The sequence below is a fragment of the Marinimicrobium koreense genome (genome assembly GCF_003762925.1).
GTDB lineage: Bacteria > Pseudomonadota > Gammaproteobacteria > Pseudomonadales > Cellvibrionaceae > Marinimicrobium > Marinimicrobium koreense.
In genome coordinates this window covers 231,890-256,930 of the sequence record NZ_RJUK01000003.1, presented here as the reverse complement: position 1 = coordinate 256,930, position 25,041 = coordinate 231,890, and the positions used below count along the sequence as shown (strand labels likewise).

The 25,041-nt window shown below is 61.6% G+C and carries 19 protein-coding genes; 13 read left to right on the top strand and 6 right to left on the bottom strand.

Annotated features, from left to right (window positions below; all coding sequences use genetic code 11):
- Positions 1-4: 4 nt before the first annotated feature.
- The 10 genes from EDC38_RS15650 to modA all read left to right on the top strand — a co-directional run bounded on the left by EDC38_RS15650 (position 5) and on the right by modA (position 13,393).
- A complete protein-coding gene (locus EDC38_RS15650; RefSeq protein ID WP_123639470.1) occupies positions 5-1,270 on the top strand; it encodes a coiled-coil domain-containing protein in 1,266 nt (421 codons plus the stop codon).
- A 5-nt stretch (positions 1,271-1,275) separates the two neighbouring features.
- The gene (locus EDC38_RS15645; protein WP_123639469.1) at positions 1,276-2,370 is read left to right on the top strand and encodes an ABC transporter substrate-binding protein; all 1,095 of its coding nucleotides are present in this window, start codon (positions 1,276-1,278) and stop codon (positions 2,368-2,370) included.
- Between the two features lie 235 nt (positions 2,371-2,605).
- Positions 2,606-4,399 carry a fasciclin domain-containing protein gene (locus EDC38_RS16675; protein WP_281273560.1) on the top strand — a complete coding sequence of 598 codons (1,794 nt, stop codon included), beginning with the start codon at positions 2,606-2,608 and terminating at the stop codon, positions 4,397-4,399.
- 189 nt (positions 4,400-4,588) lie between these two features.
- Positions 4,589-5,227: an RpiB/LacA/LacB family sugar-phosphate isomerase gene (locus EDC38_RS15635; RefSeq protein ID WP_123639467.1), complete on the top strand. Its 639-nt coding sequence runs from the start codon at positions 4,589-4,591 to the stop codon at positions 5,225-5,227.
- A 240-nt stretch (positions 5,228-5,467) separates the two neighbouring features.
- The gene (locus tag EDC38_RS15630) at positions 5,468-8,029 is read left to right on the top strand and encodes an EAL domain-containing protein (protein WP_211331160.1); all 2,562 of its coding nucleotides are present in this window, start codon (positions 5,468-5,470) and stop codon (positions 8,027-8,029) included.
- 46 nt (positions 8,030-8,075) lie between these two features.
- Complete coding sequence (locus tag EDC38_RS15625) at positions 8,076-9,170, top strand: sulfotransferase (RefSeq protein WP_123639465.1); 1,095 nt, start codon at positions 8,076-8,078, stop codon at positions 9,168-9,170.
- 13 nt (positions 9,171-9,183) lie between these two features.
- Positions 9,184-10,359: a glycosyltransferase gene (locus tag EDC38_RS15620; protein ID WP_123639464.1), complete on the top strand. Its 1,176-nt coding sequence runs from the start codon at positions 9,184-9,186 to the stop codon at positions 10,357-10,359.
- 5 nt (positions 10,360-10,364) lie between these two features.
- Positions 10,365-11,054, top strand: a complete 690-nt coding sequence (locus EDC38_RS15615; RefSeq protein WP_123639463.1) for a polysaccharide deacetylase family protein — start codon at positions 10,365-10,367, stop codon at positions 11,052-11,054.
- Between the two features lie 91 nt (positions 11,055-11,145).
- A complete protein-coding gene (locus tag EDC38_RS15610; protein ID WP_123639462.1) occupies positions 11,146-12,591 on the top strand; it encodes a substrate-binding domain-containing protein in 1,446 nt (481 codons plus the stop codon).
- 64 nt (positions 12,592-12,655) lie between these two features.
- Positions 12,656-13,393, top strand: a complete 738-nt coding sequence (gene modA, locus EDC38_RS15605) for a molybdate ABC transporter substrate-binding protein (protein WP_123639461.1) — start codon at positions 12,656-12,658, stop codon at positions 13,391-13,393.
- On the opposite strand, the gene EDC38_RS15600 is transcribed toward modA, so the two are convergent.
- Positions 13,390-14,433, bottom strand: coding sequence for a GGDEF domain-containing protein (locus EDC38_RS15600; RefSeq protein WP_123639460.1), 1,044 nt, complete (start codon positions 14,431-14,433; stop codon positions 13,390-13,392). The two genes, modA and EDC38_RS15600, sit on opposite strands and share 4 nt — an antisense overlap.
- A 163-nt stretch (positions 14,434-14,596) precedes the next feature.
- Between EDC38_RS15600 and modB the strand changes: the two genes are divergently transcribed.
- The 3 genes from modB (at position 14,597) to EDC38_RS15585 (ending at position 18,500) form a co-directional block, all read left to right on the top strand.
- Positions 14,597-15,280: a molybdate ABC transporter permease subunit gene (modB, locus tag EDC38_RS15595; RefSeq protein ID WP_123639459.1), complete on the top strand. Its 684-nt coding sequence runs from the start codon at positions 14,597-14,599 to the stop codon at positions 15,278-15,280.
- Positions 15,277-16,362, top strand: coding sequence for a molybdenum ABC transporter ATP-binding protein (gene modC, locus EDC38_RS15590; protein WP_123639458.1), 1,086 nt, complete (start codon positions 15,277-15,279; stop codon positions 16,360-16,362). Before modB ends, modC begins: the two co-directional genes overlap by 4 nt.
- Before the next feature lie 95 nt (positions 16,363-16,457).
- Positions 16,458-18,500, top strand: coding sequence for a hypothetical protein (locus EDC38_RS15585; protein WP_123639457.1), 2,043 nt, complete (start codon positions 16,458-16,460; stop codon positions 18,498-18,500).
- A gap of 83 nt (positions 18,501-18,583) precedes the next feature.
- Here the strand turns inward: EDC38_RS15585 and EDC38_RS15580 are convergent, their stop codons facing one another.
- The 5 genes from EDC38_RS15580 to EDC38_RS15555 form a co-directional block, all read right to left on the bottom strand.
- Complete coding sequence (locus EDC38_RS15580) at positions 18,584-19,576, bottom strand: S8 family serine peptidase (RefSeq protein ID WP_123639456.1); 993 nt, start codon at positions 19,574-19,576, stop codon at positions 18,584-18,586.
- Between the two features lie 744 nt (positions 19,577-20,320).
- Positions 20,321-20,905: an anti-sigma factor family protein gene (locus EDC38_RS15570; RefSeq protein WP_123639455.1), complete on the bottom strand. Its 585-nt coding sequence runs from the start codon at positions 20,903-20,905 to the stop codon at positions 20,321-20,323.
- Complete coding sequence (locus EDC38_RS15565; protein WP_123639454.1) at positions 20,902-21,465, bottom strand: RNA polymerase sigma factor; 564 nt, start codon at positions 21,463-21,465, stop codon at positions 20,902-20,904. Before EDC38_RS15565 ends, EDC38_RS15570 begins: the two co-directional genes overlap by 4 nt.
- Positions 21,466-21,480: 15 nt before the next feature.
- Positions 21,481-22,764 (bottom strand): hypothetical protein, encoded by a 1,284-nt coding sequence (locus tag EDC38_RS15560; protein WP_123639453.1) that lies wholly within the window; start codon positions 22,762-22,764, stop codon positions 21,481-21,483.
- Complete coding sequence (locus EDC38_RS15555; protein WP_123639452.1) at positions 22,761-24,818, bottom strand: hypothetical protein; 2,058 nt, start codon at positions 24,816-24,818, stop codon at positions 22,761-22,763. Before EDC38_RS15555 ends, EDC38_RS15560 begins: the two co-directional genes overlap by 4 nt.
- Positions 24,819-25,041: the final 223 nt, after the last annotated feature.

Sequence of the window (25,041 nt, the reverse complement as noted above, 5' to 3'; positions counted from 1 at the left end):
GGGTATGTCGATGACTTCAAAACCGTTTGTACTCGGCACGCTATGTGCCGCCTTGTCCTTCAGCGGCACTGCTCAGGCACAAAGCGATCCTGAAGTGGAGGCGCTGATCGAGGAGATCGATCGGCTCAAGGAACGGGTAGAACAGCTTGAGGAGGAATCGGTCCGCAGCGTCTCGGTTCGCGATCTGGGGGACATGTCCGACGACTCAGGGGAGCAAGTGAGTGCGTCGGAACCGGCGGTGCATGTCGGGGGCGCTTTGCGCTTTAACCTCGTGCACCGGGATTTTGTGGACAGCTCCGATGGTAAGCGCGGCGAGAGCGGGCTGGATGTGTTTCGCCTGAACGTGGACGGGGAGATCGACAACATCCTGATCTCGGCCGAGTACCGCTACTACTCCTATATGCACACCCTGCACCACGGCTGGATTGGCTACGAATTCGAAGACGAAAGCCAGCTTCAGTTTGGTGTCCATCGGGTGCCCTTCGGTCTGCTGCCATACCCCGCCCACAACGCTTGGTTCGGCGTTCCCTATTATGTGGGGCTTGGGGATGATTACGACATGGGCGTGAAATACCAGAGCTCCGATGGCCCCTGGAGTTGGCATCTCGCGTTCTACAAAAACGAAGAGCTCAATGATGCGAGCAACCCCAACCGTTATTCCTTCGACCTGATCCGCGCCGATGATCAGCAGAATGAGGAGGTCAACCAGTTCAACGGTCGTGCCGCCTATACCTTTGGCCTGGGCACCGCCTGCGAAACGGAACTGGGCGGGTCCGTACAGGCCGGCGAAGTGTACAACGCCACCACCGACCGGCGTGGCGATCAGTGGGCGGCGGCGGCGCATATGGACAGCCGCTGCGGGCGCTGGAACCTTCAGCTCAAAGGGATGAGCTACCAGTATGATCCGGTCAACCCGGCCGGCGTGGACAACAGCGTAGTGACCGTCGGGGCCTTTGCCGGCACCTACGACATTGCCAGCGAGGCGGATATACTGGTCGCGAACCTGGCCTACAATGTGCCGTCTCCTTGGGAGAGCGTCGACAGCATTACCTGTTACAACGACTACTCCCGACTTTACAAAGGCCAGGCCGGCGTTCTGGATTCGCAGATCAACACTACCGGCTGTGCCATCGGCAGTGGCCCCCTGTTCACCTATGTGGACTATATTCTCGCCAACAATATGGCCTACTTCGATAACGGTTCTCTGGCCGGTGGCGGTGAAGACGAATGGCATGGCCGTTTTAACGTTAATATCGGTTTTTACTGGTGAGCTTTATGAGACAGCGATTCAAGATAACGTCCGTCATGGCGCTGACCCTGTCCCTGTTCGCGTTTGAGACGGCGGCCCAAGATGAGCTGAATGTGGTGTCCTGGGACGGGGCCTATGTGAAAAGTCAGATCCTCGGTTTCATTCGTCCTTATGAGGATGAGACCGGTACCCGGGTCAATGTGATTCAGTACACCGGGGGCATCGAGGAAATCCGTCGCCAGGTGCGCGCCTGGAATGTGAAGTGGGATGTGGTGGACCTGGAATTGTTCGATGCCATCCGTGCCTGTGAAGAGGGCCTGCTTGAACCCATTGACCCTGAGAGCCTACCGGCCGCGCCGGATGGTACGCCCGCGAGTGAGGATTTCATCAATGTCAGTCTGATGCCCTGTGGCGTGGGTAACGTGGTGGGCTCTACGGTGGTCAGTTACGATCGGGAGCGGTTTGAAAAAGGCCCCGAAACCCTGGAAGACTTTTTTAACCTGAAACAGTTTCCAGGGCGACGCGGCCTGCGCCGCAGCCCCCAGGGAAACCTGGAATGGGCACTGGTTGCAGACGGCGTTCCCCGGGGCAACGTTTATGAGGTGCTGTCCACCGAAGCCGGTGTCGATCGAGCGTTCACGGTACTGAACCGGATCAAACCCTACATTGAATGGTGGGAAGAAGGTGAAGAGGCAATACGCCTGCTGGAAACCGGCCAGGTGGTGATGTCTTCGGTTTACAGCGGGCGGGTGGACGACGCCGTGCAACGGGGTGAACCACTGGAGATTGTCTGGGACCATCAGGTCTGGTTTTACGATGTCTGGGGCATACCCCGGCACGGCCGCAATACCGAACAGGCCATGGATTTTTTGAAGTACGCCACATCCACAGAAAGTCTGGCCGCCCAGGCGCGTTACATCCCCTACGGGCCGGTTCGTCAGTCCTCGCTGGCTTTGTTGGAACCCGAGTTGCGCAAGCGGCTGCCTACCTCGGAGCAGAACCTGAAAACCGCGATCGAGCTTGATGCCCACTGGTGGTCGGACAACCTGGACCGCATTGCCCCGCGCTTTGAACGCTGGGCCGAGCGCCCGGTGATGGTTCCCAAGTCCCTTCCTCGATAGAGTACTGATAGTGGCACCTCATGTGGTGCCACTTTCCCCGCCACTCTTGCACCGAAATAATCTATCTGTCGTCAAAAACATCCCTTTGATCAATATTTAATCTTTTCGCGTTTTATTTGTGATCCTGAAAAAAAATCCCCCCGTATAGCGCAATGTAGTTCAACAGTAATGCTAACAATCAGGAGCTAACACCATGAACGCGTTATTGAAATATACGGGAATATTGGGTCTGTCTATGAGCTTGATAGCTTGTGGCAGTGATGATGACGATCCGCTTCCGATGCCGGAGCCCGAACCGGAAGTGAATACCGTCGTTGACGTTGCCGTCGACAACGGTAATTTTACCACGCTGGTCGCCGCCCTTGAGGCAACCGGTCTGGACGAAACCCTCGACGATCCAGAAGGCGAATTCACGGTGTTTGCCCCCACCGATGATGCCTTTGCTTTGCTCGGTGAAGAAACCATCAGCGCTTTGTTGGAAGACACCGACACCCTCTCGGACATTCTCCTTTACCACGTAATTTCCGGTGCTGAAGTGGATTCGACCGGTGCCGTGGCCGCCGCGGGAACCACCGTGGAAATGGCCAACGGTGATAGCGTCGGTCTGTCCCTCTGGGGCGAAGACCTGCTGGTCAATCTGTCGCTGGTGACCATGGTGGATGTGGAAGCCGACAATGGCGTGATTCATGTCATTGACGCGGTGCTGATGCCACCGGAAGAAAATGGTGATCGCGAGCAGACCATTGCCGACTTGGCGGTCGCTACCGAAAGTCTGTCAACTCTGGTAACGGCTCTTGATACCGCCGGTCTGGTACCCACCTTCGACGACCCGGATGCAACCTTTACGGTATTTGCTCCCACCAATGCGGCGTTTGAAGCCGTCGGTGAAGAGAACCTTCAGGCTCTGCTGAATGACGAAGAAGCGCTGACCGCGGTTCTGAGTCAGCACGTCGTGTCTGGCGCCGAAGTGAATAACGTGGGCGCATACGCCGCAAACGGCACCAGTGTGGAAACACTGGGTGGAGCGGAAATACCCGTCGCCATTAACGACAGCCGTATGCTGACCGTCGGTGGTTCCGTGGTGTCCATGACCAACATCTACGCCAGCAACGGTGTGATTCACGTAATCGATTCAGTGATCGTCGGTGACGTTGAACTGCCGGCTCCGCCCATGTCCATTGTTGATGTGGCCAGTGACGCGGGTAACTTCGAAACGCTGATCGCGGCTTTGGAGGCGACAGGTCTGGATACCACTTTGGCCGACCTGGATTCGTCTTTCACCGTGTTTGCGCCGACCGATGCCGCCTTTGCCGAGCTGGGTGACGACACCATCAATGCCCTGTTGGCAGACACCGACACTCTGTCTGACATCCTGCTGTACCACGTGATTGCCGGCGATCCGATTCTGGCTGATGCCGCCATCAGCGTCGCTCAAAGCAATGACTCCGTGGTAGAGATGGCCAATGGTGATGGCGCCGGTCTGTCCTTGTCAGGAGAGAGTCTGCTGATCAACACTTCTACCGTGTCTACCGCCAACGTTCTGGCCGACAACGGTGTGATTCACGTGATCGATAAAGTGATGATGCCGCCGGCGCCTCAGACTGTCGATGCAACCATTGCAGGGGCTGCAGTCGCACAGGATCGCTTCTCCACGTTGGTGACTGCGCTTCAGCAGGCAAACCTGGTAGCGACTTTGGACGACCCGGACGCGACCTTTACCGTGTTCGCACCGACCAACGCTGCATTCGACAAAATTCCGGAAGAAGACCTGAATGCGCTGTTGGCCGATCAGGAGGCGCTTACTGAAGTATTGCTGTCTCATGTGGTCAGTGGCGCTGCAGTAGATTCCGTAACGGCCTACACGCTCAACGGTACTACCGTGGAGACAGCGGCAAGCAACAACATTAGCGTGGAAATCGTGGATGGTATGTTGCAGGTCGGTGGTGCGAATGTCACCGAAGCGGATATCAACACCACCAACGGTGTGATCCATGTCATTGACACTGTGATTATGCCTCCGGCTCAGTAATGCTGGGAGATGCCCGCCTGAGAAGGCGGGCGTCGGAAACGTGCTTGGCCCCGGTATCGCGAGATACCGGGGTTTTTTTATGGTCCCTGCTGGCGATTGGACGATACCGCGGCCCAGGGCGTATAATGTCGTACAAATAAAAACGTAAACGCTGTATTGATGATTGATTTCTTTGGGAGAACGAGTGATATGAAAATTGCATTGATGAACGAATTCAGCCAGGCGGGCAAGAACCCGATTGTGCTGGAGCAACTGAATGCCGTGGCCGATGACCTGGGCCATCAGGTGTTCAACGTGGGTATGAACGGCGATAACGACCACCGCCTGACCTATATCCACCTGGGTATCATGGCCGGTCTGCTGCTGAACTCCAAAGCCGTGGATTTCGTGATCAGCGGTTGCGGTACCGGGCAGGGCGCCCTGATGTCCCTGAATGCGCACCCGGGCGTGGTCTGCGGCTACTGCATTGACCCCTCTGATGCCTACCTGTTTGCCCAGATCAACAACGGCAACGCGCTGGCACTGCCGTTTGCCAAAGGCTTTGGCTGGGGCGCGGAGCTGAACTGCCGCTATATCTTCGAAAAAGCCTTCACCGGCGAGAAAGGCCAGGGCTACCCGCCCGAGCGCAAAGACAGCCAGGTGCAGAATGCCCACATTCTGGATGGAGTAAAAGATGCCATGTCCAAGGATTACCTGGACGGCCTCAAGGCCCTGGATCAGGAGCTGGTCAAAACCGCCGTGACCGGTGAGCGCTTCCAGGCGTGCTTCTTCGAGCACTGTCAGGATCAGGCGCTGGCCGATTACGTGCGCAGTGTGCTCGATGCCTGATTGAAACATCCGGCTCGCTGAACCAAAAAAACCCCACCACTGCGTGGGGTTTTTTGTGCCTATCGCCAAAATCAACGAGACCTGCCCCTGTGTCTCTGCTATAACTAAGGCTGATCGCATAGCGTCTCCCGGGGTTCCGGGCGACCTCATTCATCGGCGGTAAGGACTCCTCGTTTGCGACTTGGTAACCTTGGTTTGGAGATGCCCCGGCGGTGGGGCAGGCGGGCAGGGCTGCTCCTATTGGCCTGCGTTTTTGCCTTGCCGGTGATGGCCGCGGAGTCCCGCAGTGAGCCAGAAGCGCCACACCTGCGGGTTGGCGTGTACGAAAATCCCCCCAAAATTTTCCTCAGTGAAACCGGTGAGCCCTCGGGCATTCTCGGCGATCTGCTGCTTCATATCGCCGAGCAGGAGGGCTGGCAACTCGAGCCGGTAGCCTGTCTGTGGCAGGCCTGCCTGAGCGCTCTGGCCAACGGTGAAATCGACCTGATGCCGGATGTGGCTCTGACCCCCTCGCGGGCCACGCGGTTTGATTTCCATGAGGTTCCCGCGCTCCTGAGCTGGTCCCAGATCTATGTCGCGGCCGGGGCGGAGCAACCCACCAGTTTGCTGGAGTTACAGGGGCGGCGGCTGGCGGTGCTCCAGGGCTCGGTGCAGCACGATTATCTGATGACGTTCTTCTCCGGCATGGAGCTGCCGGTCCAGTGGGTGCTGGTGGACAGCCTGGAGGCGGGCTTTCAGGCGGTGCTGGACCAGCAAGCCGATGCGGTGGCGGCGAATCAGTTCTACGGCGATCAGCGAGCCCAGGGAACCGACCTGGTGCGGGCGCCGGTGGTGTTTTTGCCCAGCCGGCTGTATTACGCGGTGACCCCCGGGCGACTGCCGAAGGTGTTGACCACCATCGATGACTATCTGGACCTATGGCGCAATGATCCGGGGTCCCTGTATTTCGAAACGCTGCGTCGCTGGGAGCCCCGGCGGGAGTCCGGGCCTCTGCCGACCTGGCTTTGGTGGAGCCTGGCCGGTCTCAGTGCCATGCTGTTGGCCGCGCTGCTGTTCAGTGCGCTGTTGCGCCGCCAGGTGCAGCGCCAGACGCAACAGTTGCAAAAAAGTGAACAGAAGCTGAGCACCATTCTCAACAGTGTGCAGGCGCATATTTATATTAAGGGAACGGATTTGCGCTACCAGTATGTCAACCAGAAAGTCGCTGACCTGTTGGGTGCCTCACCAGACGCTATTGTTGGCAGTCGAGATGAAGACTTCTTCGATGCGGAGACTGCTCGCCTGCTAAAGGAAAACGACAGTCGTGTGTTACTGCGTGGCGAGCGGTTTTCCAACGAAGAGGTGAGCCGGTTTAAAGGCTGTGAATCGCCCCGCGTGTTTCTTTCGGAAAAGTTGCCCTTGCGCACGCCGTCCGGCGAGATTTACGCGCTGTGCGGCATTTCCACCGATATTACCGAACATCGCGAGATTCAGGAGCAGCTCCACCAGTTGTCGTTTTTTGATGCCCTGACGGGCCTGCCCAACCGACGGTTACTGCTTGACCGGGTCCGGCACGGGCTGTTCAGCAGTTCCCGCACCGGTTACGACGGTGCGTTGGTGCTGTTGGATCTGGATAGCTTCAAAAGTGTGAATGACTCCCTGGGGCACGATGCCGGCGACCAGTTGCTCTGCGCGGTGGCGGAGCGCATTCAGTGCAAGCTGAGCGCCACCGATACTCTGGCGCGCTTCGGCGCCGATGAGTTTGTGGTGCTATTGGAGGACCTGGCGTTGCAGCCGGACCGGGCCGTTGTGGCGGTGCGTAACCGGGCCGATGAGTGGCTGACCGCCCTGGCCGAGCCCTTTGAGCTTGGCGGCGCCCCCTACGTGATCAGCGTGAGTCTGGGGGTTGCCCTGTTTTCCGATGCCGGTGAGGACACCGACACCCTGCTCAAGGGCGCCGACCTGGCGCTTCAGGCCTCGAAACGATTGGGTCACAACCGGCTGCAGTTTTTCAATCCGGCGATGCAGGTGGCGATCAATCGGCGTACTCAGTTGGAAGGGGCGCTGCGTCAGGCCATCGAATCGCGCCGCCTGGCGTTGCACCTGCAACCGCAGGTCAACACGCGCGGCGAGGTGGTGGCCATGGAAGCGCTTGCCCGCTGGGAGCATCCCGAGTTGGGGATGATCTCGCCGGCCGAGTTCATTCCTCTGGCCGAGAGCACCGGTCTGATTGTGCCTCTGGGGGAGTGGGTGCTGGAGCAGGCCTGTGCCTACCTGGCGGATTGGCAGGGGGATGAGCTGCTCAAAGGCGTGGTCCTGGCGGTCAATATCAGCCCGGCGCAGTTCCGCCACCCCAACTTTGTGGATCACCTGGAAAACACCCTGGACGCTTCGGGGTGCCCCCCGGAGCGGTTGGAGCTGGAGGTGACCGAGAGCCTGTTGATCGATGAACTGGACCAGGTGATCGAGCGGATGGAAAGCCTGCGGGCCCACGGCATCCGGTTTGCGCTGGATGATTTCGGGACCGGCTATGCCTCCCTGAGTTATCTCAAGCGACTGCCGCTGCAGTTGCTTAAAGTGGATCAGTCGTTCGTCCGGGATCTGCTGACCGATCCGAACGACGAGGCCATTGTCCGCACCATCATTGCCCTCGGTCAGAGCCTGGATCTGGAGGTGCTCGCCGAGGGCGTGGAAACCGAGGCCCAGGCCAGACGCTTGGAAGCCCTCGGCTGCACCTTTCTGCAGGGTTACCTCTACGGTAAGCCCGCACCGCTGGAGCAGTGGCGCAAAGACCAGCGACTGGCCGTCACCCCACTCAATTAACACCGCTGTCATTGGATTGTCATGCTAGTGCGGTTGCATAGGCGCCATGCACCTGATGATGGCCTGGATGAGATTGGGTGGGCACCTGCTCCGAGCACTGCCCGCCAACGGTTGGCGCGCCTGCTGGTGGCGCTGGCCCCTACTGTTGCTGCTCTGGTTGGGCAGCGGTCTGCTGTTTCTCTGCCATGCCCTCGGTTTCCTGCTCGATGAGCTGCTGTTTCGCGGCTACCGCCGTGTCGCCGTGCGCGCGCCGGTGTTTATCGTGGGCGTGCCGCGCAGCGGCACCACCTTTCTGCAGCGGCACCTGGCGGACGATCCGGCGTTCACGACCCTGACGCTGTGGGAGTGCCTGCTTGCTCCGTCGATTTCCGAGCGCTATTTCTGGCGTTTCGTCGGTTGGTGTCTGGCGCCGCTGCGGCGCTGGATCGGGCGCTGGCGCTGGGCAGCCATGGATCGAGTGCACCGGTTGGCCTGGCAGGAGCCGGAGGAAGATTTTCTGCTGCTGTTGTACCGGGGGGGCTGTTTTCTGCCGGCGTTGCTGTGCCCTGGGGCGGAGCGCTACTGGCGTCTGGCCTTTTTTGATGACGCGGTACCGGCCCCGGAGCGCCGCGCAATGCTGGCGTTCTATCGGCGCTGCCTGCAGCGGCACCTGTACTTTCACGGCCGCGATAAGCGACTGCTGAGTAAAAACCCGTCTTTTACGCCCTGGATTCAGGATTTGCGCGCCGCGTTTCCGGACGCCCGCTTTATTGCCTGTGTGCGCCGCCCGGAAGAGGCGGTGCCCTCCCAGTTGAGTGCCTTGCGCCCGGTGCTGCGTCTGTGGGGCGGCGACTCCGTTGCACCGGAGCTGAGCGAGCGGATGATCACCGTGCTCCACGGCTATTACCGACGGGTTCTGGCGCTGCGCGGGGCGCCCTGGGTGCAGGTTCTGCCGCTGGCCGAACTCTCGCGGCTGGATACCCGGGGGTGGTTCCGCCTCTACGCGTTTCTTGGCCAGCCTTTGCCTTCAGGGGGCGCCGTCGCACTTAGTGACGAATCGCGCCGCGATGCCGGTCCGGGTCACCGCTATGATCTGGCGGAGTTCGGCCTGAGTGAGGCCGGTATTCGTCAACGTTTTGTGTCTGTCTGGCCTCACCCATGAGCGGAGTTGTCCTATGAGCCCTGAACCGCGCCACCCTTTGCTGTTGCCCGAGGCCCTGCGGGTGGCGGTCGTATCCGACGCCGCCCCCGGCCGAAACGGAGTAGGTGCTTACTATCAGGATCTGATGGAGCAGCTGGCACCGGAGCTGGAGCGCATTGTGCTGTTTTCGCCCCGGGTGGAAGGGGGCCGCTGGCGCGCGGGGCTGGCCTTGCCGTTGCCCGGTGACCGTACCCAGAAGCTGTGCATTCCCAACCCCTGGGCGCTCCGGCAGGCGCTCCGGGAGCTCGCGCCTCAGGTGATGATTGTGGCCACGCCGGGGCCCTACGGGCTGCTGGGGGCGCGCCTGGCGAAATCCCTGGGGATTCCCGTACTCGCGGGCTTTCACACCGCCTTTGAGCAATTGACCGAACTCTACTGGCAGGGCTCCTGGCGGGGCCGGCTGGTCCACCGGCTGTTCGATCGCTCCCACCGCTACCTGTTTGCCCGGTCCCGCTCGGTACTGGGCAACTCCCGGGATATGCTGGAGCTGGCTCAGCGGATGGGGGCGCCCTCTACCGGATTGATCGGCACGCCGATTTCGGCGGAGTTTGCCTGCACGCCGCGGCGCCCCTACGGCGGTCAGTTGCGTCGCGTCCTGTTTGCCGGTCGGTTGGCTGCGGAGAAAAACCTCGCCGCGGTCATCGAGGCCGCCCGGGTACACCGGGATATGGTGTTCAGTATTGCCGGCGACGGGCCGCTGCGTCGCGAGCTGACGGACGCCGCCCGTGCCTGCCCGAACCTGCGCTTATTGGGTTGGCTCGATCGCGAGGCGCTGCGGGCGGAAGTGGATGACCACGACCTGCTGCTGTTGCCCTCACACTTTGAATCCTTTGGCACCATCGCGCTGGAGGCCATGGTGCGGGAGCGGTTGGTCATGGTGTCCTCCGGCTGTGGTATCACCCAGTGGCCCGAGCTTTGCCCCGGCCTGACTATCATCGACCCGTCACAGAGTGCGGCCGAGGCGCTGACCCAACTGCGCGCCCGCACCCCCGCCGAGCGTCGGGAGCGGGCCTGCACCGCCGCGCAGGTGGCCAGTGCGCTCAATGAACGCTGCCTTGCGCACTGGTGTGAGCTGCTGACCCATACCGTGGCCCAGCGCTCGACGCTACCGTCCGTCCCGCCGCCTGCGGTCGCCTCCGTGCTGGACTGACGGCCGTGGAAGCGTTGTTATCCATCCACGATGTGATGCCGGAGACCCTGGATCGGGTGGAGGCACTGCTGTCCATGGTGCCGGTGTCGGCCCGGCCCGGCACCGTGTTACTGGTGGTACCGGGCCGGGATTGGCGCCCCGGAGACCTGGCCCGCCTGGGTTGCTGGCAATCCCGGGGGCTGGAGCTGGCGGGCCACGGCTGGTTTCATCGGGCCGAGCGGGTCCGGGGTTGGTATCACCGCTGTCACGCCCGTCTGATTTCCCGCCAGGCGGCGGAACATCTGAGTCAGCCGCGCGCCGCGCTCAAGGCGCTGCTGGCCGACAACCACCGTTGGTTTGCCCGTCATCGGCTGGCCCCGCCGGAGCTGTATGTTCCGCCGGCCTGGGCCCTGGGAGAGCTCAGGGGTGAGGATTTGGCCGAGTCGCCCTTTACCTATGTGGAAACCACCTCGGGGCTCCTCCACACCGCCACCGGCGTGCGGCGGCGATTACCGCTGGTGGGGTTCGAGGCCGATACCCCGCTGAGAGCCGTGGGGCTGCGGTTCTGGAATCGCTGCAACCGGGGGTTCACCAGTGAACGTCATCCCTTACGCATTGCGTTGCACCCGGGCGATGCCGAGCTGCACCTGGCCGGGGATCTGAGCCAGACGCTTGCGCCTCTGACCCGATGTATCGATTACCGGGCGCTGTTCTGATCCGCCTCGCTCATAGTGCGCCGACGAGCGTCACAGAGTCGTAACAAATGATCTCTATGCTGGCGCGCCTGTATTCAAAGGGAGTCCGTGTATGAGACTGCGTTGTTTGACCTGGGTCGTGTCAGTCTGGTTGTTGTCGTGCGGTGCCATGGCGGCGATCACGCCGTTTGCCTCCGGAGAGAGTGGCCTGCTGTTCAGTCTGCACGGGTCCAATACCATTGGCGCCAGCCTGGCCCCCAGTCTCGCCAAAGATTATCTGGTTGCCAAGGGCGCAACCGAGGTCAGCATTCGAGCTCGAACCGAGCCTAACGAATACCGGATCGAGGGCCGGGTGGCCGGCCAGACCGTCTATATCGACGTGGCCGCCCATGGTTCCGGTACCGGCATGCGCGGCCTTGCTTCCGGTGAGGCGCAGATCGCCATGGCGTCCCGTCCCATTAAAGCCTCGGAACAGACGCTGCTCGCGGATTTTGGTGCGATGCGGCACTTTGACGCCGAGCATGTGGTGGCGATCGACGGGCTCGCGGTCATTGTTCACCCCAGCAACCCGCTGGAGGCGCTGACGGTCACCGAAATAGCACGCCTGTTTTCGGGCGAGATTCGCAACTGGGCGCAGTTGGGTGGGCCGAATCGGACGGTCAGCCTCTATGCCCGGGACAACAAATCGGGCACCTGGGACAGCTTCAAGAGTATGGTGCTCAAGGGCGATTACTCGCTGGATGCCAGCGCGCGCCGCTTTGAGTCCAATGACCGGCTCTCCGATTCGGTTTCGGCGGACCCGGGGGCCATCGGTTTTGTGGGGCTGGCCTCGGTCCGTCAGGCCAAAGCGGTCAGCGTCTCCCAGGATGGCATCAGCCCCCTGGGCCCGGAGCCGCTGTACGTGGCCACGGAAGACTACGCGCTGTCCCGGCGCCTGTTCCTGTACACCCTCCCGGGCCAGACTCCGCCCCTGGTGCGGGAGTTTATCGAGTTTGCCCAGAGCGAGGCTGGCCAGCGGCGGGTCGCGCAGGTGGGGTTTGTGTCCCAGAATCCCGTGAGTCTGAAGCCGACCCTTCATCCCGATGCACCGCCGGCATACAGTGAGCTGGTTCGCCACGGTGAGCGACTGTCCATCAACTTTCGCTTTGATGCGGGCAGTTCACGCTTGGACAACAAGGCCCGGTGGGATGTGGAACGGCTGCGCCAGTTTATGAGTCGGCCGGAAAATCGCCACCTGCAGCTGCAGTTGATCGGCTTCGGGGATGGCCAGCAGTCGGAGGAGCGGGCGCTGATTCTGTCCCGCATGCGGGCCTTGCGGGTCAAGTCGGCGCTGCGGGCCCACGACATTCACGCCGCCTCGGTGGTGGGTTTTGGCGATGATCTGCCGGTGGCCGACAGTCAGGAGGCCGGGCGAATCAAAAACCAGCGGGTGGAAGTCTGGTTGTTTGATCCCGCGGTCTCGACGGTAGTGAACGGTGCCAAATCCAGCTTGCTGGAGCAGCGGGCTTCGCCTGATTCCGAGGCGGTGTCCAGTGTCTGGCCCGGGCGCGCTCAGTAACCGACACTTCACGGCGGGCAGCCACCCGATGGTAGAATCCTGATTCATCCATCGGGAGATGTTTATGCCCAGGCCAACTCACTGGTTTCTGTCGCTCATCGTCGCACTTCTGACCTCTCCCGCGCTCGCGGTCGAGGTGCTTGCGGGAGAGGTGAGAGTGGCGGTGGCAAGCAACTTTGCCGGGGTCATGGAACCACTGGCCGACGCCTTCACCGAACATACCGGGCATCAACTGCGCCTGTCCTACGGCAGCACCGGCAAGCACTACGCTCAGATTCGCCAGGGCGCGCCTTTCGATGTGTTTCTGGCTGCCGATGAGACCCGGCCACGACGCCTGGAGGCCGAAGGTGTCGGTGTGCCCGGTACCCGATTTACCTATGCCATGGGCGTCCTGGTACTCTGGAGCCCCACCGGCGAAATTGCCGATCCAGTGCAGTCCCTGAAGCAGGCACGCCGTATTGCTCTGGCCAACCCGCGTCTGGCGCCCTACGGTCGGGCGGCTCAGGAGACCCTGCAGGCAATGGGGCTATGGGAATCCGTGGGTGCCGAGGCGGTGCGGGGTGAGAACATTGCCCAGGCCTACCAGTTTGTGGCGACGGGCAATGTGGGCCTGGGGTTTATCGCCTTGTCACAGTGGCAAACCCGTCCGCAGGGCGACTATTGGCTCGTGCCCGAGACTCACTACCAGCCCATCGTCCAGCAGGCGATCTTGCTGCGAGACACACCATCGGCCCGCGCCTTTCTCCGATTTCTGCAAAGCGATACCGCGCGCACCCTCATCCGCGATGGCGGGTATCGCTAAACCACCCGGTTGCGACCCGCCTTTTTGGCGTTGTAGAGCTGCTCATCCGCATATTCCACGGTGGCGCTCAGTTCACCGGAGCTGTGACAGACCGCCGTGCCGAAGCTGGCGGTGACCCTGTGGGGTGTGCCTCTGATGGGGAAAACGGTGTTCGCCAGTTTTGCTCGCACTTTCTCGGCGACAATATGCACATCCGTCAGCTCGGTCCGGGGCAGAAAGATCAGAAATTCCTCGCCCCCGGTGCGGCATGCGACGTCCTGTCGGCGCAGGGTCTTGCGGAACAGGCGGGCCACCTCTTTGAGCACATCGTCTCCGGCCTGATGACCAAACTGGTCATTGAGCTGTTTGAAATGATCGATATCGCACATCACCACACCGAGCGGCAGAAACTCGTCGGGAGTCTGATTCAACCGAGGTTCCAGGCTGGCATCGATAAAGCGCCGGTTGGGGAGCCGGGTGAGCGGATCGGTGTTGGCCTGCTGCTCGCGGGAGAGTTGCAGTGCGCTCATTTTGTGATGACTGCGTTCGCGGAAAAAATCATTGATTCCGGCGGCGATCACCATGATCACCAGCGAGGCAAAAAACCGGGTGGTTTCCTCGGGCCGGTACTCCGCGTGAATCCAGTCCGGCGTGAACAGCATCACCGCAATGGCAAGCAGGACCAGAGTATTGCCGATCAGGGCATTGCGTACCCCCAGTAGCCCGAACAGTATCACCGGGAAGGGAAATATCCAGTACAGGGCAGTATTCTCATGACCACCGTGGTAGATCAGCGCCAGCACAAAACCGACCACCAGCACGGCTTCAATCTTACAGGCAAGGTCAATGTCGCCGGTGCGATGGTAGTAGGCGACGGTGAGCAGAAACGTCAGCGAGGTGCCGAGCAGCAGGGACGCCAGTGCCACATTGCCGGACATCAGGTGGGGCAGGCCGTAGAGCAGAATCACCGTGCCCGAGATATAACTCACAAACGACAGGATGTATTGCCGCCGGTCCTTGTCGACGTTCTGGGCCTGGGCCTGACTTTCAAATACGTTCATCAAGTGCAACCGGGTTGAGGTGGCGCGACTATCATCAGTTTGCTGAGCTCCAATATCAAGCCTAGTTCAGCGAATGAGTCCTGTCATGCCTGTCTGCACTGGCTTTGCAAACGCCCGGTCCGTGCTAAAGTGGCCGTCATCAATGGACAGGCTGAGCTGCTGCATGATTCAAAGCGCCGACTGGGTGGCCCTGGGGATAACCCTCAAACTCGCTGCCATCACCACTGTTATTCTGCTGATCGTCGGGACACCCCTGGCCTGGTGGCTGGCGCGCAGCCGTTGGCGCTTCCGGTTTCTGGTGGAGGCCATGGTGGCCCTGCCGCTGGTGCTGCCTCCGACGGTTCTCGGTTTTTATTTATTGTTGCTGTTGGGGCCTTCTGGCCCCTTGGGGCAGGTGGCCCAAGGGTTTGGCGGTTACTCACTGGCGTTTAGCTTCACCGGGCTGGTGATCGGCTCGGTGGTGTATTCGCTGCCCTTCGTGGTGCAGCCGCTGGCCGGCGCGTTTCAGTCGTTGGGGCAACGTCCTCTGGAAGTGGCGGCCACCTTGCGCGCCGGATTCTGGGACCGCTTTTTCAGCGTGGTGGTGCCGCTCACGCGCTCCGGATTTCTGACCGCGGCCGTACTCGGCTTCGCTCACACTCTGGGGGAGTTCGGTGTGGTGTTGATGATCGGCGGTAACATCCCCGGGGAGACCCAGGTGGTGTCCATCGCCATTTATGACCACGTGGAGAGCCTGGACTACGCCCGTGCCCATGTCCTTTCCGGCGGGCTGTTGCTCCTGTCGTTTGTGCTGTTGCTGACGGTGTACGGTTTCAATCGACACTTGAGCCTGGTGAATCGAGGATGACGACAACATCGGATACCCAAGGGTTGGCCCTGCACTTTCAGGTCCGTCGGGGTGACTTCGAGCTGGCCGTGGACCTGCGCCTGCCTGGGCGGGGCGTAACCGGCATTGTTGGTCCCTCCGGGTGTGGGAAAACCACCTTGCTGCGGGCGGTGGCGGGGCTCGACAAAACGCCGGGTGGACGCCTCCATCTGGGCGAGCGTTGCTGGCAGGACGGGGCGCAGTTCCTGCCCACCCATCGGCGACGTCTGGGCTATGTGTTTCAGGAACCGAGCCTGTTCGAGCACCTGTCGGTGCGGGGCAATCTGAATTATGGCTGGCGGCGCACCCCGGCGGCTGAGCGGCACTTGTCGCAGGAAGAGCTGATCGAGTGGCTCGGCTTGGCCCCCCTGATCGATCGGCCGGTCAGCGGTTTGTCTGGTGGTGAACGTCAGCGAGTGGCCATAGCCCGCGCGTTGGCCACCAGCCCCGAGCTGTTGTTGATGGATGAGCCTCTGGCGGCCCTTGATCCGACCAGCAAGCAGGCGATCATGCCCTATCTGGAAACACTGCACGATCGCCTTGAGATTCCGGTGCTGTACGTCAGCCATGCCCCGGAAGAAGTGGCTCGCCTGGCGGACCACCTGGTGTTGATGGAGCGGGGACGGGTGTTGGCAGCAGGGCCGCTGGCGGAGCTGATGACCCGGGCGGATCTGCCCCTGGCCCGGGCCGACGATGCCGCGGCGGTGTTGTCCGGCACGGTGGCGGCGCATGATGACCACTACGCGTTGACCCGCGTCGCGCTCAATGGCGGCACCCTCACGCTGGCCCGGCAGCCCCGTTTGGAAGGGCAGAGTGTGCGCCTTCGGGTGGCGGCCCGGGATGTGAGCCTGACCCTGAGTCAGGCCCGGGACACCAGTATTCTCAATTGCCTGCCGGTGCAGGTGGTGAACATCGAGCCTTACGATAACACCCGCGTAACCGTGCATCTGGACTGCTCGGGCCAGCCACTGCTCGCCCGAATCACCCGCAAGTCCGCCGATGATCTCGCGCTCTCTGGGGGCCAGACGGTGTACGCCCAGATCAAAACAGCCGCCTTGTTGTAAATTTTTTTTGAACCGCTATGGAGTGAGGTGCAACTACCTCTTCGGAAGCGCCTTGTGTTGATTACGGTGCGCTAATAACCGAAGAGGACATCACCATGACCACACTCCAATCCAAAACCCAATCCTGCCTGAAAGCGTGTTCAGTTGCGTTGCTGGCGGGCAGCCTGTTTGCCTGCGGTGGAAGCAATAACAACTCCGCGCCAGATCCCGTTGTGCCGGACCCAGAACCGACCCCGGAAACCATTGATCTGAGTTTTATGATTCAGACGCACACCGGTGCACGTCTGTCGGATGTCACCGTGACCCTGGATGAGCAGAGCGCACAGAGCGATGTTTCCGGTCGCGTCGAGTTCAGTCCGGAGAGCCAGACATCCTATCGGGTGCGAGCCGAAGCCGATGGTTTTGTACCGCAGGTGCTGCGAGTCAGTGGTGAGCAGGATGGCATCATGCCCATTCGGATGGTGCCGGTAAAACAGACGCTGCCGGTGGATGACATTGAAGCGGCCCGCACTTTGAGCGCTGTGGATCTTGGCGCCCGGGTGACCTTTCCGGCCAACGCCTTTGTCACTCCCGATGGCGAACCCGCCTCCGGTGAAGCCACGGTTCAGATTACTCCCTGGGATATCACCAGCGATGAGCTCAATGCCATGCCCGCCAATGGTCAAGCGACCGATGCCGGCGGTGAGTCGGTCGAGCTGATCAGCGCCGGTATGATTACCGTGGACGTGCACAACGCCGAGGGTGATTACCTGCAGATCGCACCCAACACCACCGCCGAGATCCAGATGGATCTACCGGTGGCGAGTATCAACAATGAGCCACTGTCGATCGGCAGCACCATTCCCATGTGGCACTTTGACGAAGACCAGGGCCTGTGGATTGAAGACGATTCCATTATTGGCACCGTGGTCGCCTCGGCCACCTCACCGGTGGGGCTGGCGGTCTACGCTGAAGTGAGTCACTTCTCCACCTGGAACTGGGACTTCAAATTCGAAAACGGCGGCAGCATCAATGTCGAGTGTCGGTTGAGTGACAGCACAGCCATTCCCTGCGGTATCAATGCCGGCGTAACGCTGGATGATGGCTCAGTGTTTACCCGCAACGGTTACCTGCCCGAAGGTGGCTCTACCATTATCAATATGCCCAACAGTGCCACCATTGACTGGTACGCGACTTCCGACACCGGTCTGATTGGCGAGAAAACCACCGATATGTCCGCCGATGTGATTATCGAGTTGGAAGACCCAAGCAGTGAAAATGTGGTGCGCTGTGAATTGCCGGACGGCACCGGCGTGGGCTGCTCGGTAACCCTGACCGATGGTACTGAAACCCTGACTCAATCTGTTCCGGCGGGAGGTGCCACCATTGTTACCGGTTGGGACAATCTGGATGAGAACAGCGAGTTGACCTGGACCGCGGAAACCCCCTTTCCGATCAGCGTGGGTGGTCAACAAGTCATCGCCGAAGGTACGGCAACATCCGGCATAAACGGAGACGTTGATGTGGCCCTCGCGATCACGCCGATTGATGAAGTAGAGGTTCAGTGTCTGGGTGAGTCCGGTGTGTCGATTCCCTGCACCGTTGATATCACCGCGACCTTGTCCGATGGCACGGTGTTCACCGATACCGATATTCTGATTCAGGACAGCCTGGCAGTAGCGGTTCCCGCTGAGGCGACTCTGCTCCAGTGGACAGCCGAATCCAACGGCGCCTTCAGCCAGAATGGTCAGTTCGTCACCATGGCCGGCAGCATGGAAACCAGCCTGGTCAGTAGCGTAGCGCTGGTGCTGGATGAAACCGTGGTGCAGGGTCCCGCAGCGCAGAGCATCGAAATTTCCTGCATCAACGGTCCGGAGACCTCGGCGACCAGCTGTGATATCGATGCTTTCCTGGAAGGCAACCGCGCGGGTTATGTCGAGCTGGGTGAGTACGAAGCGGTAGCGCTGGGTGATTCGGTCACTCTGGAGTTCCCGGAAGGTCTGGCCGACGAAAACGAGTGGGTACAGGTGATGGTCACCGGCGATGATGGGTCCACGGCTTACACCTTCTCCCAGTATGGTTCCCTGACCGATGGTGAGATGATTGAACTGGAGCTGCAATGTTCGGATGCCGTCGGTGGCGTAAACTGCCCCCAGTAACCCTAAACCACAACCTTTGATCTTCAGGCCGGCTGCTCGCAGCCGGTTTTTTTATGGAAGAGCGTGTCTACATCAATGGCGCGTCAGTTACACCAGGTTCCCACCTGCACCAACCCTCGGCCAAAACGATCATCCCGCCCCGTGGGCCCCAGGTCTTTGACCGCTGCCATCAGATCCGCACCTTGCTGTCGGGCCAAAAGAGAGGCGGCTGTGACCAGCGGCGCGGCGAAGGAAGTGCCGGTGTGGTAGCGTCCGCCCGTCTCGCCATCGGCGGCCCAGATATCCATGCCCGGTGCGGCCAGATCGATGTAGTCGCCCCGGTTGGCATCGGGGTACAGGCGCTCGGCGGCGTCCACGGCGGTTACGGCGATCACACCGGGCTGGGCGGCGGGAAAGCTTGGCGGTGCCTCCGGCCCCTGATTACCAGCGGCGGCAATCAGCAGGATCTGGCTGCCCAGCAATTTTCCCAGGGCCAGTTCAAACACCCGGTTGCGCTCACCGCCCAGGCTCAGGTTGATGGCCTGTACCTCCTGGCTGACCAACCAGTCCAGCGCGGATAGCAGAATTTCGGTGCTGGTGTCGGTACGCTCTCCTCGCTGGCGGAACACTTCGGCGGCCCACAAGGTGCTGCCGGGCAGCAGACCCGGGGTTTCCGAGTTGACGCTTCCCACCAACAGACTGGCAACCGCGGTACCGTGCAGTGCTTCGGCCGAGGTGCCGCGCACAAAGTTGCGTCGGGTCAGTTGGCTGTCCGTCAGGGCAGGGTGCTGGTCATTGACGGGGGTATCGAGCATGCCAATGCGGAATTGACCGCTGCAGGCGCCGGTATCTTCTGGCCAGGCGATCATCTGCTGGGCGTAGCGGCGCCGGGCGTTGAGTAACTGGTAGCGCTGGTTGGTGTCCAGGTCCAGATCCGGCAGGTCCTCTTGCACCTGAGCGACCAAATCGGGTGTGTCGGTCCCCGGAGGCAGACGGAAAACGCTGATCACCAGGCCCAGGTTGTCCAGGCGCTGACGGGATTTGACCCGCAGTTGGTAGCTTTGAAGTTGCCGGGCCGCCGATTGCGCCTCGGCCATATCCGCACTCACCAAAAGTAATTCGCCCGGCTCGTAGGGTAGCGAGTCCGGGGCCGGGGGGACGGGATCGTTTGATGGTGCTGGGGGTGGCACCGGCGGCGGTGGCGGCGGTGCGCGCCCGAGGAGACTGCCACCGCGCTGGATTGGCGGTCGAGTGGGCTCCGGTTCGGCGGCTTCCGGTTCCTCGCGATCGCTTGACGTTGACTCTGCCTTTTCGGTCACACTGACTTCGGGTTCGGGTTCGGGTTCGGGTTCGGGTTCGGGTTCGGGTTCGGGTTCGGGTTCGGGTTCGGGTTCGGGTTCGGGTTCGGGTTCGGGTTCGGGGTTCGGGTTCGGGTTCGGGTTCGGGTTCGGGTTCGGGTTCGGGTTCGGGTTCGGGTTCGGGTTCGGGTTCGGGTTCGGGTTCGGGTTCGGGTTCGGGTTCGGGTTCCCGCTCGATCACCTCTGCTTCCCGGGGGTTCGCCGGAACCGGCCGGGTGGGCTGTGGTTGAGCCTCTGCCTCTTCTATCGGACGCTCCTGTTCTACTTCTGAAGTCTCGGTTGTCCGATCGAGCGTCTGTACGGCGGTTTCGCGCTCTGAGTCTTGCACCGCTTCCCCGCGCCTGAGTTCAGCGGCGCGCTCGCGGTCGATGGTGATACTTTCCTTTGCTTTTTCCCGGTCCTGATCGTCCTGGGCCAGCAGCGTCAGCGGGCAGAGCACCAGGCTCCCGAGACAAAAGCAGGATGCCAGCCGTAGCGCTGCCCTCATGGTGCGATCACCTCATCCACAAAATCGTAGGCCCTCAGCGCATCCACCGCCGCCTCGATTGAGGCATCTTCCGGTAGCCCCAACTGGATAATGCCCTGGGCGCTGGGTCCGGAGACGATACTACCGTTCACGCTCAATACCGCCGTCTGCACATCTGCCATGGTGGCGGCCGGGTCGAAGACCATCTGGACCCGTGGCCCCTGGGGCGCTTCCTCGCCGGAGGCGGGTGCCATGTCCACCGCTGAGCCGTCGTCCCAGGGTTCCGGCCCCAGCAGCAGGGCGGCCTGCACGGCCACAATCACGCTGGCGGCGATAGCTACCGGGCGCCAGAAATTCCTCCGGGGCAAGACGACGGGTGCCTCCTCCTGCTCGGCCCGAATGGCTTTCTGCAGGCGCGCCAGACCCAGTTCGCCGGGGCCCGTGGCCGGTTCACTCTGCACCGTGCTTCTCAGCGCTTTCAGGAACTCGGCTTCCCGGGCCAGGGCAGGATCGTCCGCCATTTTCTGCTCGAGTGCGTGGCGTTCCGCCTCCGGCAGTCGGCCGTTGGCCCACAGGTTCAGTTGTTCATCTATGTCTTTCACGATGACCTCATGGCTCTGGCCAGTTGTTTCTTCAGTAAGTTTTTGGCGTGGTAGACGCGGGACTTTACCGTTCCTTCCGGTATGCTCAGGATACGGCCAATCTCCGCGTAATCCAGTTCTTCAAAAAACACCAGGTGCAACACCTCCCGGTGTGGGGGCGACAAAGTCTGCATGCCAGCGCGTACCCGTTCCGCGTCTTTGACCGCCGAGAGTGCCTGTTCCAGATCGGCCGTCGGGGTCTCATCCGCCAGGGTGTCATCCACCTCGATAAATTCCCGGACGCCCAACTTGCGCCAGTGGGTCAGCACCTTGTTGTGGGCGATGCCGAACATCCAGGTGGTGACCTTGGAGCGTCCCGCAAAACGGGCCGCCGAGCGCCAGACTTCCAGCATCACCTCATTGAGTAAGTCGGCGGCCACGAAGGAATCGTTCAACTTGGCCATCAGGTAGCGGTACAGCCGGGTTTCATGGCGGCGGTAGAAGGCGCTCATGGCCTCCATCTCGCCGCCGGCCATCGCCAGTAAAAGTTGTTCGTCGGTATCCTGTTCCGATAGGGCCATAGTGATTGTCCGTGATTATTCTTCTTCGGTGCGCAGGGTCTGCAGGGGGCTGGCGGCCAGTACGCGGCCACTGGCATCCACCGCCACCACACGCCAGGAATAGGTTGTTCCCGGTTCCAACCGATGCAGCACCGCCGATGACAACCGAGTGCTTCGGGTGTTGCTCTTCAGCACCAGGCCGGTGGTCGGTTCCCGGGTGAAACGGTTGGGCACCCGGTCGGGTCCGGGTCGCTCGTCGGCGACATCGGGCTCGGGCGGCTGGGCGTAAAATTCCAGCTGATAGGCGTGGGTGGTGGCGATCGCCGGCCAGGTAAACTCGGTATCCGCCCCCAGGGTGGCTGCCACTGCCCGGGCGCCGTTCAGGTGCGGTACCCACTGGGCTTCATGGGTCGAGCGGCTGCTGACCTGGTAGCGCAGCACTATGTCGTTTGGCTCCCGCGTGCCGTTCTGTTCCAGAGTGGGGTGTACCAGATGCAGGCGCAACAGGTACAGGCCGGGCTGATCGGTGGGCAATCTCGGGCTGCGCAGGCTCGACTGCTGACCGGCTCCAAGATATTCGCGCACATTGTCCAGGCGCCGAAACACCGGTTGGCCACGGGTGGTGGCGGGCGTCGCGACCTCCCACACCGCCTCCAGCAAGCCGGCCCGGTCGTAATGGATGATCGCTTCGGCGTGCAGCGCCTCATCCCGTGAGACCGAGGCCACTGGCGCGCCATCGTCAAAGCGCAGGGCGAGCCGGCGGAGGATCAGGCCGCTGGCGGTCACCTCTGAATTTTCCGGTAAGGAGCGCGCGGTATTGGGCAGCGGAGCGGCAGGGTCGGCCAGGCGCAGTGTCTGCACACCGGTGACCGGAATGCCGTTGACGCTGAACGGGCGCACGTAGGACAGCTCGCGTGCGCCCTGAGCGGCGGCCTGGGTACTGATAGCGGCGGGGACGGTCAGGGTTTCACTGAAGCTGAACGCGGTCGGCTGACCATCGGCAGAGCCGGAAATGCGCTCCATCAAGGGCCGGCGAACCATCCCCAGCGGCTCGCTTGAGGCCGGGTCACCGAGCGTAAAATAACCCACATCCGAGCTGACATCGCCAATGCGATCAAAAAAGGCGCGCCCCCGCCAGACCACTGACAGGGTGGTATCGGTGCCGATCACCACCGGGCGGGCGACCGAGCAGGGTTGCATGGAAGAGCACAGCTCCACCTCCTGGGCGGAGGAGGGTAGTGCGTATCCCAGCGCGAGGAGACAGAGGAGCGCGAGGCGATAGCCGATCTTGGCTGAACGCTTGAGAGCGGGTCGGTTCATGGTTGAATCCCCGGATAGGTCACCGGTAAATGGGTGCGCAGTTCAATAAACGCCTGATAGCTGTTCACCGAGTTGGGCAGCACGAGCTGATCCCGGTAATCATTGCGGGCAATGGACAGAATCAGCTCCACCCCCGGGCGATGACCTTCGGCTTCGCGTAGACGCCAGTTGAGGTTGGCGTTGAGGTAGGTGGTCTGGTCCCACTGGGCAAAGAAGGGGTCGTCCCGGGCACTGGTCTGGTTGAGCCCCATGCTGAAACTGCCCGCCAGGCGTTCCGGAACAAACGTGGCGTTGGCATCGAACGAATAAATGTGCCGGTCGGTGCTGAGGTTCTGTTCCGGGTAGGTGGTGTGTTGAAGCTCCCATCCGATATAGAAGTTGTAGTCGCTGTTCAGGTACCAACCGGCGTCCAGCCGGGTGGCCCGGGTGCGATTGTCGGGCTGCCAATCGGTGCCGTCCTCCAGGGTGTCATAGTGAATGCCGGCGGACCATTGCAACTGTTCTTTGCTGAAGGCGGCGGTCAGCTCAGCGCGCCGGGTTTTCAGGTCGTTGGCCAGGTAACCCTGGGGGGTGTAGTCATCTTTCAGGGTGGTGCCGCCGAGGTTGAGCGAATAGGTGGGTTGGCCCAGCAGGGTCAGCAGGGGATTTTCCGGAAGGTCATAGTCAAAGTAGGCAGTGCCCAATTGCCACTGCCGGGTTTCGGAAATCGCGTATCGGTCATCCTCGGTGAGGTTTGATTGTTCCACCGCGTAGTGGCCATCCCAGGTCCATTTTTCTTTGGTGGCATCAAAGAACGCGCGCTCGAGCTTTTTGTCGGCGGGGGCGTGACGGTTGGCGAGGCTGCGAAACCAGGTGCCCATTTTTCGGGCTTCCAGCCCCAGCCGCCAGTCCAGGGCATCGGTGCCCGAAACGGTCGGGTCCAGCACCAGCAGGGCCGACCAGGCATCGCCCTGTTCCGGATCGAACCCCTGGTCCATGCCGTCAAAATCGTATTCGCTTTCTGCCTGCTCCAGACGCACCCGGAGCTGACGCTGGAAAAACAGGCCGTCCAGGGTAAGGTTCCAGGCATCTCCTTCGTGCACTAACGGGTCGGCATTGGGGTCCAGGCTCCCGTAGTCCGGTTGACTGACTCGCCCGGACAGGTGTTCACCGGCAAGCATCACCTGAGTGGTATCGCTGCGCCAAGGCCAGAATGTCAGCCGCCCGCCGGTCATGCGGTTGTTTTCTTCATCGGTTCCGAGGCCCGCATCCAAACCCACCGTCTGGCGGCTGACCGCTTGATAGATCGACGCGGTACCGTCCCAGAGGGGCAGTTTGGCGCCGGTGGAGACGCCGCGGCGTTCAAAGCCGTCCTGAATCAGGCTGGCGGCGGTGAGTTGCTGGTCGCCCAACGCCAGGTGGTAGCGGTCGAATTCGCCGCGTAGCTGAAACCGGGCCAGATCCACACGCCGGTCGGCGATGGCCAGGGCCTGGTCGTTTACCGCCATCAGGTCCAGATTGCTGCTTAACGTCCAGCGATCGCCGCTGACTTCGGATTCCAGATGGCCGCCGCCCTGGGCCCGAAAATCGTCGCCGCCGATGCCCTCGCTCTCCGCCACCCGCTGGCTGAGCGCCAGATCGAGTTGGCCGTCGACATGGGCCGAGCGAAGTCCGCTGGAGTGGCGCACCTCGACCGACCAGTAACCCAGCTCCTGCACCTCGCCCTGGTCGCCATAGAACATCAATCGTAGTTCGTGGTGGCCGGGCGCCAGTGGACGCACCGGGACATAAACCCAGCCCTCGGTGCGACGCTGTGCCAAGGCAGAGACGTCCATGCCGTCCAGCTCCAGGCTCAGTTGTCCCGGGTCTGCGGGGAGTGCGTCGGCGGCGAGCGTGATACGCAGCGGTTCGCGCGGTTGGAAAAAACCGTCGATTTCGGAAGGGGCCAGCCGGGCGTCAGCCTGGGCAATCGCGTGGGCGCCACTGAGCATCAGCCAACCGCAGAGCAGCAGCGTAAACGGCGTTGCGGCCCGTCGCTTCGGCGCCGGTGTTGTCAGGGGGGGAAATCGGGCCATCCAGTGCTCGCTCTGCAAGAACCGTCGTTATCAGTGGGTTGCAACCGATCCGATGCGGGTTCAATGTTTTTCAGTTATTTTTGCAGTGGGCCACTCACACCCTGCCCCTACCTCGGGTTAACGCTACACGAAAATGGGTACGCTTCCAAACACAGCGGTCGCGTCCCGAGACCAGCGTCGCATTTCACCTGCAAGGAGCTCCACGGGTTTGGGCGCTGGCCGG